The organism is Pseudooctadecabacter sp. (assembly GCF_965657175.1).
Classification (GTDB): domain Bacteria; phylum Pseudomonadota; class Alphaproteobacteria; order Rhodobacterales; family Rhodobacteraceae; genus Octadecabacter.
This window is the reverse complement of sequence record NZ_CBFHNH010000003.1, coordinates 1-12899: the sequence shown is the minus strand read 5'-3', so window position 1 is coordinate 12899 and position 12899 is coordinate 1. Positions and strand designations below refer to the sequence as shown.

Here is a 12899-nt window from a genome sequence, read left to right as displayed (position 1 = left end):
AGTACAAGACCCAGTATCGGCGCCTTGTGAGGATTATTTGGGAAGATGTTGCGCAGCTTTCAAGGGGAGGCTGTGCAGAAAATTATCGTTGGAAATCAAGGTCGAACGAAAAGCGCCCCAGTGTCGGTGCGTTCGCCAGGGCGGATGATACGCGCTGTCGTGGGCGGGGTGTTGAAACGGCCTTGTTGCTTTTCCAGCTCGGATCGCAAAATGGCAATCGGGGCCGCAAGATCCATTCCAAGGGCCACCTTTTCACCATCCAGTTCCGCCATGGCGGAAACCACAGAGACAAGCCGTGGCACGCCGTTTTCTGTGCGAAAGATCGGTGCGCCAGACGCGCCAAAGGTCACATCGCAATCCATGATCAAGATGCCTTCTTGCTGGCCCAAGACATTGCAAATCTGCTGCAATGAAGGCGCGTCAGCGCGGTTTTCGGCATAGGACACAACGCCGATTTCTGTACCACGACCGGTGCGGGTCGATACCTCAAATGGGACGACACGGGACGTCCGGATCGGCTGGCTGAGTTGCAGGAGCGCCACGTCGAAGGGCACGATATCGTTGGTTGCCGCCCCCGTGTGGGCATAGGACGGGTGGATAATGGCGCGGCGGATGTTGCGCGTGGCCTCTGGCCGGCCACCACGAAGGCCTGCAAGGAACGAAATCCGGTTTGGGTCCACGGCCACGCTTGAGGCGTCTTCGAACATGCAATGGGCGGCGGTCAGAACCAGATCGGGGGCGATCAAGGCACCGGTGCAAAACCCTTTGCCGTCGATATCCAGACGACCCACAGCCTCCCAGCCGCGCGCGTCATTGCCGGTGGCCAGTTCGCGCAAGGCCGTTGTCTGTGCCTGCGCGCCGAAGGCTGCGAAAATGGCCAAGGCCAAAGTCAAAAGTGTTGCGCGCATAGGGGCCCTCGGTGTGATCATCGCAAGCTACGTGGCGATTTGGGCACAAATGTGGCGCAGTTACCGCAGGATGGGAACCTCTGGCGCGCGTTTTCCGGGGGCTGTCAGGGCGGGCGGCTGTGGCCCGCCGGTGGCCCAATCCAGCAACTCGACGGTATGCACAATGGGCACATCCGTGGCCCCACCGATTTGCATCATGCAGCCGATGTTTCCGGCGGCGATGATATCGGGCTGCACAGCTTCCAACGTTTCAACCTTGCGGGCTTTCAGCTGCTTGGAAATCTCGGGCTGCATCAGGTTGTAGGTGCCAGCTGATCCACAACACAGGTGACTGTCTGCAGGTTCGGCCACTTTGAACCCCGCGCGTTTCAATAGGTCTTTGGGATAGGTTTTGATCTGTTGGCCGTGCTGGAGCGAACACGCAGCATGATAGGCCACTGTCAGGCGGCCTTCCCCTTGGGTGGGGATCGACGCGGCATCGGTGCCAGCAACTTGTGATTTGGCTGTGTTGAGGGTGAAGGCCTCAGCCCCGTCAGGCAGAAGGTCGATCAAAACCTCACTCACGTCCTTGGCACGCGTTGCGATGGCCTTGGCCTCGTCTGTCAGATCAGTGCCTGCAAACATATGGCCGTAGTCTTTGACAGTCGTCCCACAGCCGGAAGTGTTGATGACGATCGCATCAAGCCCCTCGCCCTCGATCTCCTTGGTCCAGGCGCGGATGTTTTTAGCGGCGGTGGCGTGGCTTTCGGACGTTTTGCCCATGTGGTGGGTCAGCGCCCCACAGCAGCCCGCCCCTTCGGCCACGACGACCTCGGCCCCCAGCCGAGTCAGCAGGCGGATCGTGGCGTCGTTGATGTCAGTGTTCAGCGCCTTTTGCGCACAGCCCGTCATCAGCGCCACGCGCATTTTCTTTTGCTGGGCCGGAAAGGTCTGCGGGTCATCATTGCGCGACACTGGCGGGATGGTTTTCGGTGCCATCTCCACCATGGCGCGCAGACGGGCATCGGGCATCAGCCGCGCAAAGGGCCGCCCGATCTTGGCACCCAACAACGCCACGCGGAACCGCATGGGGTAGGGAAGGATGCGCGCAAGCACCCACCGCAAAGCGCGATCCGACCATGGGCGGTTGTAATTGTCTTCGATGTATTCACGGGCATGATCGACAAGATGCATATAATGAACGCCGCTGGGGCAGGTCGTCATGCAAGCCAGACAGGACAGGCAGCGGTCGATGTGCTTGACAGTCTTCTCATCCGGGACACGTTCGTTTTCGAGCATGTCCTTGATAAGGTAAATACGCCCCCGTGGGCTGTCCAACTCGTCGCCCAGCACTTGGTAGGTCGGGCAGGTCGCCGTGCAAAACCCGCAGTGCACGCAGGTCCGCAAGATCTGGTTGGCGCGCGCGATCTGGGGGTCTTTTAACTGGTCTTCGGTGAAGGTCGTTTGCATGGGTTAAAGTCCGTTCACATTCAGAAGCAGATTGAGGAAAGAGGCCGTGAAGGCCACGGCAAGCGCCGTCAGCATCCGGCCCCAGATGTCCATGGTCGGGCGGCGCGGCAGGGCAATGACCATCGCCAGCCCGCCCAAAGCCACGCCAATAAACAGCGGTAAACCGATCAGGCCGATTGCACCTGGTAGGGTCGGTGCGAGAAACGCGAGGCCCAATCCACCCGCCAATCCAGCCGCCGCCAACTGCCAGTGCCGCACAAGGGCCGCCAGCACGCAGGCGCCAATGCAGGGCAGCAGTACAAAGGTGAAGGTCAAACCGCTGATCATGCCATCAGCCCCGGATTGAGGATGCCGCGCGGGTCGAACTTTTGGCGCAGACCCTGCGAAAGGGTCGCGGTCACATGATCCTGCGGCTCAAACACCGGCAACGTGGCGCGGGTTTCGGCACCGGCACGGATCAGCGTGGCATGGCCTGCCGTTGCCAAAGGCCGGATGTCCGTGCCAGCCGGTGTGCAGGCCCAAATCAACCCGCCGCCCCAGTCCAAGAGTGTCTTAGTCCCGTCAGGCAGCGCAGCAATCACCTGCGGCGCATCGCTCGGCTTGACTGAGATGCGCCAGACGTCGCCCTCGGCTTTCGCAAAGGCGGCGACATCGCGAATGTCAGCCCACAGAGTGCAGGTTGCCTTCGCATCAAGTACAGACACCTCTCCGAACGCCCCGAGCAGGGACGTCAGCTGCCCCGTCCGATACGCGACCGAGGCATCAAACCCTTCGATCCGCAAATAGGTCGCATCCGTTTGCGCGGCGCCTGTGACTTCATAGGGCGATCCAAGGGCCGCTGACATGGCAGCCACGGCCTGTGCCGTGGACAGACCCTCCACCCGTAAGGTGGCTGACGTCTCTGGCTTGGGGAGGACCTTCAAAGACACCTCCGTCAGAACACCCAAAGTGCCGTAAGACCCGCTCATCAGCTTCACCAGATCATAGCCCGTGACGTTTTTCATGACGCGCCCCCCGTTCTTAAGGATCGTGCCCGCCCCATCCACAAACCGCACCCCCAGCATGTGATCGCGACAGGCCCCCACTGCGATACGGCGCGGCCCGCTCACGTTCGCTGCGACTACGCCCCCGATGGTGGGCGAGCCTTTGGTGCCCAACAGCGCGCGGTGATCCATCGGCTCGAATGCCAGCCGCTGGTTTTCAGCATCCAGTGCCGCCTCAATCTCAGCAACAGGCGTGCCGGCCTGCGCCACAAGCGTCAGAGCGCCAGGCTCATACAAAGATATGCCAGACAGGCCGGACACATCCAGCAAGTCCCCCACCACCGGGGTGCCAATGTCACGCGTCCCGCCCCCGCGAATGCGCAAAGGCCCCGTTGCGGCCTTAATGGCCTCTGCGATGGTGTCTTCAGTGGTTGCTGTCATGACCTTCGTCTTCTCTGGTTCAAAAATACCTCGGGGGGAGGCCGCAGGCCGGGGGGCAGCGCCCCCTCCCACGCCCGCCGCAGGCGCTGATCGTCAGATCATCCCTCACTCTGCCGCAATGCGCCGCGTCTCGCTGCTGTCCAACGGAAAGACCTTGGCTGGGTTCAAAAGCCACATGGGATCAAACACATCCTTCACTGCCATCTGGATTTCCAGATCCTGCGGGGCGAATTGATGTGTCATCAGATCACGCTTTTCGATGCCGACACCGTGCTCTCCGGTCAAACAGCCGCCCGCATCCACGCACAGCTTGAGGATCTCCGCGCCCATGGCCTCACACAGTTCCAGATCGCCGGGTTTGTTGGCGTCGTAACAGATCAAGGGGTGCATATTGCCGTCGCCGGCGTGAAAGACATTCCCGACCTTCAGGCCGTATTCCTCGGACAACTCACCGATCCGGCGCAGCACCATGGGCAGGGAGGACACGGGGATCGTGCCATCCAGACACATATAATCACTAATCTGGCCGATGGCCCCAAAGGCGGACTTGCGGCCCAGCCAGATACGGGCAGCCTCATCGGCGCTTTTGGCCTCGCGCAGCTCAACCGGGTCGTGACGGCGCGCGATGTCGAGGATCAGGGCAAGCTGTTCATCAATCTCGGGGTCGGACCCTTCGACCTCAACAATCAACAAAGCCTCACTGTCGGGATAGCCCGCCTGCGCGTAACGCTCTGTTGTCTCGATGCACAACCGATCCATGAATTCGATGGCCACGGGCAGCACACCTGCCTTGATGATGTCGGCCACACAGGCACCCGCCACTTCGTTGTCGTTAAAGGCCATCAAGACGGGCCGCGCGCCCTCGGGTTTGCGCAAAATGCGCAAGGTGGCTTCGGTCACCACGCCCAACTGGCCTTCGGACCCGCAGATCAACCCCAACAGATCAAGGCCTGCCGCATCCAGATGCGCGCCGCCGATGTCGGTCACCGTGCCGTCCATCAGCACCATCTTCACACCCAACAGGTTGTTCGTCGTGACCCCGTATTTCAGGCAATGCGCGCCGCCGGAATTCATCGCAATATTGCCCGCAATGGCGCATGCCAACTGGCTGGACGGGTCGGGGGCGTAGAAGAAATCCTCCGCCTCAACAGCGCCGGTCACGCTCAGGTTCGTGCGCCCCGATCCGACCCGGATGTAACGGTCTTCGTAATTGGTCTCCAGCACCGCGTTCAAACGGGCCGTGCCAAGGATCACACAATCGGCTGTGGGCAGGGCCCCACCTGCCAGCGATGTGCCAGACCCGCGCGGCACGACTGGCACGCCCATGTCGTGGCAAATTTTCAAGGCCGCCGCGACCTCTTCGGTGGACGACGGCAGCACGGCGCACAAGGGCGGACACTTATAGGCGGTCAAGGCGTCGCATTCGTAGGCGCGGACCTCGGATTCGGTATGGATGACGGCGCTTTTGGGCAGAACCGATTGCAATCTTTCAACAATCTGGGCCTTGCGCGACAGAACGGCGGGGCTGGGGGCAGGCATGTCCATGGGCGTCTCCTTTGATTGGTAAGGAAATATAACCAATTTCACCCCGTGTCCATCCCCCGCTTTGCGCCTAGGGTGCGACACATGAACCTTCTGACTGCATTTCAAAGCCTCACATGGATCGACGGCGTATTGGTCGCAGCCTACCTGTGTGTCTGGCTCGGCCTGAGTTGGCTGATCGAACATCCCACGAAAAAACGACCGTCCGTGACGGTCCTGATGTCTGAATACCGGCGCCAATGGATGGAGGTGATGACCACGCGAGAGCCGCGCATTTTCGACGCGCAAGTGATGATGAGCCTGCGGCAAGGCACGTCTTTCTTCGCCTCCACCTGTTTGTTGGCGCTGGGTGGTTTACTGGCGCTGATCGGCAACGTGGACCCGTTGCGCGGATTGGCGGCAGGGATCGGGCAGGGCGATGCGCCTGCGGTGGTTTTGCAGCTGAAACTGACCTTGGTGCTGCTTTTGCTGGGCAATGCGTTTTTGAAATTCGTCTGGGCCAATCGGGTGTTTGGGTATTGTTCGGTGATGATGGGGGCTGTGCCCAATGACCCCGCCGATCCCCGCACCGCAGGTCTGGCGGCCAAAGCCGCTGAATTGAACATCCGTGCAGCCATGAATTTTAACCGTGGGCTGCGGGCGATGTATTTCGCGCTGGGTGCTGTGGCGTGGTTGGTGGGGCCCTTGGGCCTTGGTCTGGCGCTGGTCATGGTGTCGTGGCTGGTCTGGAGCCGCGAGTTCGCATCAATCCCCCGCGCGATTGTGCTGTCTGACACCGACACGTGACTTGGCAGCGCCAAAAATCGGCGTATGTATCCCCGTATGAAGTATGTCCTGCCCCTGGTTCTTATGGCCGCTCCGGCCTTTGCTGACGCCCCCAAGGTTGAGGAAGTCACCTATTCCGGTGGCCGCTTCAGCGTGACCCTGTCCCATGGGGACACGGGCTGGGACGATTATGCTGATGGATGGCGGGTCGAACTTGCAGACGGCACGGTTCTGGGCACCCGCAATCTGGCCCATCCCCATGTGGATGAACAACCCTTTACGCGGTCATCCAGCATCGCAGTTCCCGCCGATGTGACAGAGGTGTTTATCCGCGCTTCAGATTCCGTGGGCGGTTGGTCCGCGACCACAACACGTTTCGCGATCCGCTAACGGCGTCCTTCGCGCAGCCAAGCCCCGATCACCAACAAACCGGCCAGCAACAACGCCGCCCAAGCGGGCAAAATCGGTGTGACGCTGACATCGGCGGTCCTGTAGGCGTCGCGCGGGGTAATCCCGATCCATCCATTGCCCACCGCAGGCCGCCCCGCACGCACCGCACGGACGGAGGGAAGACCGCCTTCGATCAACGTGACGCCGCCATTGGTGGCAGCCATCAGGTCGGTCAGATCCGTCGCGCTGGCGATGGTCTGTTCAAATTCGCGCGGCGCTGCTGGCCCCAACGCGATCACCGTTTCAGTCTCAGCATCGCGAAGACGGTACAGGCCAACCTCCGGTGCGTCCCACAACAATTCATACCGACCGGGGGAAACCTCTTCCAAGTCTACGATGGTTTCGGTGCCATCAGGGTGGATGATCGTGACCGGCCCCGTCGTGTCGTCCAAGGTGCGGCGGATGATTCGCATGGTCAGCCCGTTTGGTTCGACCCAAAGGGCCTCCTCTTCAAGCTCGGGCTCCTTCATCATCCAATGGGCCAGACGGCGCAGCAATTCCAACTGCGGCCCGCCCCCTTCATAGCCGCGATCCCACAGCCATGAATGATCCGACGCCATCAGCGCCACGCGGCCCTCACCGATCCGGTCAAGCATCAGCAAGGGTAGATCGTTCGCGCCGGTCATCACAACATCCGCGCTCTGTGTCGGCGTCACTTCAACATGGCGGAACCAGCGGCCCCAGCCGGGCAGCCCGTCTTCGCCTGACGTAGGGGCAAAGGCCTCAAGCCCTGTCGTGACGGGATGGCGCTGCCCGAGGTCTGAGATCAGCGGCGTGAACCCTTCCTCGTAGACCCGCGCCGTTGGCGCTCCAGGCAAAACAGCCCCCAAGGGGGAGCGGTAGATGCTATCGGCGGAGGCATAATCCGGCCCCGCCGCGATCAAGACAGCCCCGCCATTTTCCACATAGGTGCCGATGTTTTCCAGATAGATCGACGGCAGGATACCGCGCCGTTTGTAGCGGTCAAAAATGATCAGATCGAATTCATCGACCTTCTCGAGGAACAATTCCCGCGTGGGAAAGGCAATCAGGCTGAGTTCATTGACGGGCACGCCGTCCTGTTTTTCTGGCGGACGGAGGATGGTGAAATGCACCAGATCAACAGAGCTGTCCGATTTCAGCAGATTGCGCCACGTGCGTTCGCCCGCGTGCGGTTCCCCCGACACCAGAAGCACACGCAAACGGTCGCGGACGCCGTTGATCTGCACGACCGCTTCGTTGTTGCGGTCCGTCAGCTCTCCCTCGGCAACGGGGGTTGCAAATTGCATGACATTCATGCCGCCGTGGGGCAGATCAATGGGCAGTTCGATGTCTTCATTGACGGGGATCTGAAAGGCCAAAGGTGCACCGCCGTCGATGGCAATGGTCAAATCCACAAGGTCGGTGGCGGGGGCTGCGCCTTGGTCTTCGATGCGCAACGTCAGGGTGACAGGTTCGCCTAAAATGGCAAAGGCTGGCGCATTTTGCACGACCAAACGCCGGTCCCAGTCGCTGTCACGCCCCGTCAAAAGGACGTGCAGCGGGGCGGGCAAAATAGGGGGTGCAGATTCAAGATCATGAAGCCGCCCATCGGTGATCAATACCATGCCAGCGACGCGGGCCTGGGGTTCTTCTGACAAGGCTTCGGACAGGGCTGTCATCAACTGCGTACCGCCGTCACCATCGGCGTCGCCAAGGGTCACGACGCGCAGTTCGGTGTTGGGCCGGTCCGCAATTTCAGATTGCAGGTTGGCCAATGCATCGGCGGTTTGATCTGGCCGGTCCGCGATCCGTTGGCTGGCGCTTTCATCGACGACTGCGACGACGATGTCAGACAGCGCCGCACGGTCTTCTTGCTGCAAAGACGGATTGGCGATGGCCCCAAGGATCACAATCGCCGCAAGGGCGCGCAAGGCCCAGCCTAGCAAACCCCGCCAGATGGCAAAGGCCAGCCCCAGTGCTGCAATACCTGCCAGCACATAAAGCACCACCAGCGGGACCAAAGGGTCAAGAACGACGCTACCGGTCATAGGATGGCCCCTGTTTCTCTGGTTCAAAAATACCTAAAATCCGACACATCCTCATTGCCCCAACCTGTCGAGCAAAGCAGGCACATGGACCTGATCGGATTTATAGTTGCCGGTCAGCACATGCATGATCAGGTTCACCCCGAACCGCATGGCAATCTCTCGTTGACGTTCGCCTGCCATGCCGCGCCCGATGGGCACCATGGCGTTGCCAGATCGGTCCTGCGCCCAGGCGGCGGCCCAATCATTGCCGCCCACCACCACTGGCGTCACTCCGTCATTGAGGTCACGGAAGGGCATGCCTTCGGCTTGGGTGGCACTGGCGGGTGCGGCCTCGACCCAGACATCGCGGCTGGCATGGCGACCGGGGAAGTCTTGCAGTAGATAAAATGTGCGCGTCAGAACATGGTCTTGCGGGATCGGTTCAAGGGCGGGAATATCAAGGCTGCGCGCAATAGCCTGCAGTTTGCGCCCCTCGGGGGAGGCCGATCCGAAGCGCGCCAGATCTGCATCACGGGTGTCGAACAGGATCATCCCGCCGGACCGCAAGTAGCGGTTCAATTTGGCATAAGCCTCCCGCGTGGGGAGGGGCTGGTCGGCTGTCACGGGCCAATAGATGAACGGGAAAAATGCCAGTTCGTCGACTTCTATGTCTATGCCCACAGGCAGGGTCGGCTCAATCGATGTGCGTTGGAACAAAGTGTTGGACAGCCCGTACAGGCCCGCATCCGACATCTCATCCACGCGGCTATCGCCGGTGATGACGTAGGCCAGCTGCACGTTGGACGTGGCCTCAATGGCGAAGGCGTCCTCTTGCGCCTGAAGGTCAAAGGGCATGGAAAAAGCGGTAAGTGCGACCATAGCCGTGGCGGTGGCGCGGGGACCACGCAGGCGGCCCGATAGGGCAAGCGATGCGATGATGTCGATGCTCAGCAGCACAAGCGCTGCCGCCAGCAGCCAGCCTTTCAAAAGTGTTTCACGTACCACGTTCAACCCCTCAACAGTGATTCGCGCGGGCCAGATGGCGGCGGACAGGGTGTCTTCGGCTGCGATGATATTGACCGCGATCCGCCGGTCTTCGCCTGCATAAAGACCAGGCGGCATCGCGGCGGAGGGTGCTGCGGTTGCAATGTCTTCGCCCGGTACGCCGGGCAATGTGTCCGCCCGTTCCAGATCACCAAAGGCGGTCAAGACATCTTCGGGCAGCCAAGTGGTGCCTGCCAATTCATCGGCATCCGGTGCCGAGGGCCGTGTGGAAATCGCCATGCGTTCCAACATTTGCACAAACAGTCCCGATAGTGGCAGCGTGGACCATTCTGCATTCGCGGTCACGTGGAACAGGACAACCGATCCTTCGCCCAACGGTTTGCGTGTGACCAAGGGTGTACCGTCAGCCAGTTGTGCGATGACACGCTGCGCCAAGGTCGGGTCGGGCTGGGCCATCACCTGCGCCGAAATCGATACATCGTCGGGCACGGGCAGCCCGAAAAACGGCGAGATGTCGGGGAATTCGGCCAACGCCTTGGGTTCCCCCCACGACATGGCCCCCCCGATGGACCGCCCGCCGATGCGCAAACGCACGGGCATCAACGGGTCTTCGTCGGTGCGCGAAATGTCGGAGGCGGCAAGACGGGGGCCGGCAAAACGGACCAGCAGACCGCCTTGGTCTACCCAGTCTTCGGTGGCGTCGGCCTCTACCGCGGTGAGGTTGGCCACATCGGCCAGGATAATCACATCCGGATTGGCCAAAAGGACATCTTCAAGGGTGCCGTCGATCAAATCCGCCGTCGGGATCAGCGCCTGTTCGAGGTAATGAAGCGGTGACAACAGGTCGAGGGTTTCGGTTTCAGACGCCCCGGCCAAAAGCGCCACTTCGCGACGTTTAAGGGCATCATCCGTCAAGGTGACGGCACCGGCTGACCGCTGGCCTTCGATCTCAAACCGTGTGACGCGGTTGCGCAATTCGGGGGGTAGGTCAAACGTCGCCGTAGCCTCTGTCGCGGCGGGGTCAAACGCGGCGGTGGCTGTGGCCAGACGACGTTCGGTGCCGGCGGGATCAAGTCCGTAGGCGGCGATGGTGGTGTCGCGTTGTGATCCGGCTGTTGCCCGAAGGGCGGTGACGGTGATGATGCCATCAACGACCTCGGCGCCGCGCAACCCGAGGATCGCGCGGGGGGAGGTGAAGACCGTCACAGTGCCGCGCGCTTCGAGCGCTGAGAGGAGGTCTTCGCGACCGTCACGGGCCAGTCCGTCGGTGACCCAGAAGGTGTCAAAATCCGCGGTCAGTGTATCGGACCATGCAGCCACGCCCTGCGGATCAGGTGCGAAGGGCGCGGGTTGCAAGGACGGCAGGCGCAGCTGCACAGCTTGGGCGTCTTGGAAAACGGGGCCATCTGGCGGCAGGTCCGTCAGGCTGACCACGGCGGCGGGCCGGCCATCGCGGGCGGCTTCGTCCAAGGCTGCATCGATGCGGTCCACCCGTCGGGGCCAGTCACGGGCAGAGGCCCAAGTGCCGTCTGTCAGGATCAGGAGCGGACCGCTGCCCGCTGTGCGGTCTTGCGGATTGAGGACGGGACCGGCGAAGGCGGTGATGATTGCGGCCATTGCCAGCAGGCGCAGCAATAGGAGCCACCACGGCGTCCGGTCCGTCTGGCTGTCGTCATCCATCAGGCCCAGCAACAACGCTACGCCGGGAAAACGGCGGCGGATCGGGGCAGGCGGTACGGCGCGCAAAAGCACCCATAGAATTGGCAGGACGATAAGGCCCAACAACAACCATGGCGCTGCAAAGGCGAGGGGGCCGAGGGTCAGCATGGTCGCGCTTTCTGTCGAATGGGCTGTGCCCATCCGATCCGGGCGGCTACGCCGCAAGAGGGGCTCCGCCCCCGCGCTGCGCGCTCCCCCGAGGTATTTTTGAACCAGAGAGTTCGAGCCGGAGTGGTAAACCTCTGAGGGGGATTTTCATCCGAAAACGGGCGGGTCGTAGGGTCAGCATGGGCCATCAGATGCGGCGCTCCAGCGCGGTGTAGGTCCACAGCAGGGCAGACGTGGCGCTGGCGTCCGTGTGGTGGGTGTGAAATTGCCAGCCGCAGGTGCGCGCCAAAGTGGCAAGGCGGTCTTTGCGTTCTGCGAGGCGATCCAGATAGCGGGCGCGCAAATCGCCCGCCTTCAGGGTCTCGTGACGCAGGGTGCCTGACATGCTTTCAAAAATGGTGCGTCCGTCGAAGGGGAAGGCTTCTTCAGCGGGATCAAGGATTTGCACCAACGCGCCGCGCACGTCCGCATCGGCGGCCTTGCCCATCGCGGCCTCGATCTGGGTCAGGTCGCCCATGAAATCGGACACGAACAACGCCCTTGAATGGGGCAGCATGCCACGGGCGTCTGGGGCTGCGAAATCGCTTTCGTGATCCTCGCTGAGCAGCTGGGCTATTTGCGCGACCTGTGTTTCGCCCCGACGCGGCGGCAACAGATTGCCGGTCAGGCCCACCCGTTCGCCGCCACGCAGCAGCAGGATGGCGGTGGCCAAGGCAAGGGTGCGGGCGCGACTGACTTTGGTCGTCCCATCCTTGAGCGACGTAAACGACATGGACGCGCCCTGATCGACCCACAGCAGGATCGACTGCGCAATCTGCCATTCCTTGTCTTGTACGAATTGCGCGTCTGACCGTGCGGACCGGCGCCAGTCGATGCTGCGCATCTCATCGTGGTTTTGCGCGGGGCGGTATTGCCAGAACGTATCGCCCAGCCCGGCGCGCCTGCGCCCATGATCGCCCACCAGAACGGTTGAGGCCAGATGTTCGGCCTCAGCCAGAAGCGGCGGGAAGGGGGCCGCGAGGGTCTCCGCGCCGGATCTGAGGGTGAGGGGGGCGTCGCTCATGCGGCGGCGGTCACTTGCGTGACGGAGGCTGCGACTTGGTCAATAACCGCCGCCAGATTTTCACCACGTGCGCGCGCCGCAAAGCTGAGCGCCATGCGGTGAGTCAGCACCGGTGCTGCCATGGCGCGGACGTCTTCGGCGGAGGGCACAAGGCGGCCGCGCAACAGCGCTTCTGCGCGGACGGTCAGCATAAGTGCCTGTGCGGCACGTGGGCCAGGGCCCCAGCTGACGTTCGATTTGACCACTTCGGGCGCGCTGTCGTCGTCGGGGCGGCAGGCGCGCACCAGATCAAGGATCATTTCCACAATGGCGTCGCCCACGGGCATCCGGCGCAACAGGGTTTGGGCGGCAAGCAATTCGTCAGCGGTGAAGACGGCTGTTGCCTCTTCTTCTGCCACGCCGGTCGTGGCGATCAGGATGTCGCGTTCGGTGTCGCGGTCGGGGTAGGGTACGTCGATCTGGACAAGGAACCGGTCCA

General features: G+C 61.9%; 11 protein-coding genes. 2 read left to right on the top strand and 9 right to left on the bottom strand.

From position 1 onward, the window contains the following. Positions 1–95: 95 nt before the first annotated feature. The 5 genes from ACTG36_RS03995 to ACTG36_RS03975 form a co-directional block, all read right to left on the bottom strand. Entirely contained in the window at positions 96–908 is an 813-nt protein-coding gene (locus tag ACTG36_RS03995) for a trypsin-like serine peptidase (protein WP_375281488.1), read from the bottom strand. 60 nt (positions 909–968) lie between these two features. Continuing rightward, complete coding sequence (glcF, locus tag ACTG36_RS03990) at positions 969–2357, bottom strand: glycolate oxidase subunit GlcF (protein WP_375281487.1); 1389 nt, start codon at positions 2355–2357, stop codon at positions 969–971. Positions 2358–2360: 3 nt separating this feature from the next. Next, complete coding sequence (locus ACTG36_RS03985; RefSeq protein ID WP_375281486.1) at positions 2361–2684, bottom strand: hypothetical protein; 324 nt, start codon at positions 2682–2684, stop codon at positions 2361–2363. After that, a complete protein-coding gene (gene glcE / locus ACTG36_RS03980) occupies positions 2681–3781 on the bottom strand; it encodes a glycolate oxidase subunit GlcE (RefSeq protein ID WP_439141518.1) in 1101 nt (366 codons plus the stop codon). The genes ACTG36_RS03985 and glcE overlap by 4 nt, the downstream gene beginning before the upstream one ends. 105 nt (positions 3782–3886) lie before the next feature. After that, positions 3887–5326 carry an FAD-linked oxidase C-terminal domain-containing protein gene (locus ACTG36_RS03975; RefSeq protein WP_375279688.1) on the bottom strand — a complete coding sequence of 480 codons (1440 nt, stop codon included), beginning with the start codon at positions 5324–5326 and terminating at the stop codon, positions 3887–3889. A gap of 81 nt (positions 5327–5407) precedes the next feature. On the opposite strand from ACTG36_RS03975, the gene ACTG36_RS03970 reads away from it, so the two are divergent. Together ACTG36_RS03970 and ACTG36_RS03965 are read left to right on the top strand one after the other, a co-directional pair. Beyond that, positions 5408–6109: a DUF599 domain-containing protein gene (locus ACTG36_RS03970; protein WP_375279689.1), complete on the top strand. Its 702-nt coding sequence runs from the start codon at positions 5408–5410 to the stop codon at positions 6107–6109. Between the two features lie 36 nt (positions 6110–6145). Further along, on the top strand, positions 6146–6478 hold the full coding sequence (locus tag ACTG36_RS03965) for a hypothetical protein (RefSeq protein ID WP_375279690.1): 333 nt from the start codon (positions 6146–6148) through the stop codon (positions 6476–6478). On the opposite strand, the gene ACTG36_RS03960 is transcribed toward ACTG36_RS03965, so the two are convergent. The 4 genes from ACTG36_RS03960 to ACTG36_RS03945 all read right to left on the bottom strand — a co-directional run. Continuing rightward, positions 6475–8547, bottom strand: coding sequence for a hypothetical protein (locus ACTG36_RS03960; protein WP_375279691.1), 2073 nt, complete (start codon positions 8545–8547; stop codon positions 6475–6477). The genes ACTG36_RS03965 and ACTG36_RS03960 overlap by 4 nt on opposite strands. Before the next feature lie 51 nt (positions 8548–8598). After that, positions 8599–11358: a DUF4159 domain-containing protein gene (locus ACTG36_RS03955; RefSeq protein WP_375279914.1), complete on the bottom strand. Its 2760-nt coding sequence runs from the start codon at positions 11356–11358 to the stop codon at positions 8599–8601. 187 nt (positions 11359–11545) lie between these two features. Next, a complete protein-coding gene (locus tag ACTG36_RS03950) occupies positions 11546–12421 on the bottom strand; it encodes a DUF58 domain-containing protein (RefSeq protein WP_375279692.1) in 876 nt (291 codons plus the stop codon). Next, on the bottom strand, positions 12418–12899 hold a 482-nt coding region (locus ACTG36_RS03945; protein WP_439141515.1), incomplete at its 5' end, for an AAA family ATPase. The genes ACTG36_RS03950 and ACTG36_RS03945, both read right to left, overlap by 4 nt.

Coding starts and splice junctions, on each gene's coding strand:
- ACTG36_RS03985 (WP_375281486.1), bottom strand. CDS start 2,684: ATGATCAGCGGTTTGACCTTCACCTTTGTACTGCTGCCCTGCATTGGC.
- ACTG36_RS03965 (WP_375279690.1), top strand. CDS start 6,146: ATGAAGTATGTCCTGCCCCTGGTTCTTATGGCCGCTCCGGCCTTTGCT.
- ACTG36_RS03970 (WP_375279689.1), top strand. CDS start 5,408: ATGAACCTTCTGACTGCATTTCAAAGCCTCACATGGATCGACGGCGTA.
- ACTG36_RS03995 (WP_375281488.1), bottom strand. CDS start 908: ATGCGCGCAACACTTTTGACTTTGGCCTTGGCCATTTTCGCAGCCTTC.
- ACTG36_RS03960 (WP_375279691.1), bottom strand. CDS start 8,547: ATGACCGGTAGCGTCGTTCTTGACCCTTTGGTCCCGCTGGTGGTGCTT.
- ACTG36_RS03975 (WP_375279688.1), bottom strand. CDS start 5,326: ATGGACATGCCTGCCCCCAGCCCCGCCGTTCTGTCGCGCAAGGCCCAG.
- ACTG36_RS03955 (WP_375279914.1), bottom strand. CDS start 11,358: ATGCTGACCCTCGGCCCCCTCGCCTTTGCAGCGCCATGGTTGTTGTTG.
- glcE (WP_439141518.1), bottom strand. CDS start 3,781: ATGACAGCAACCACTGAAGACACCATCGCAGAGGCCATTAAGGCCGCA.
- glcF (WP_375281487.1), bottom strand. CDS start 2,357: ATGCAAACGACCTTCACCGAAGACCAGTTAAAAGACCCCCAGATCGCG.
- ACTG36_RS03950 (WP_375279692.1), bottom strand. CDS start 12,421: ATGAGCGACGCCCCCCTCACCCTCAGATCCGGCGCGGAGACCCTCGCG.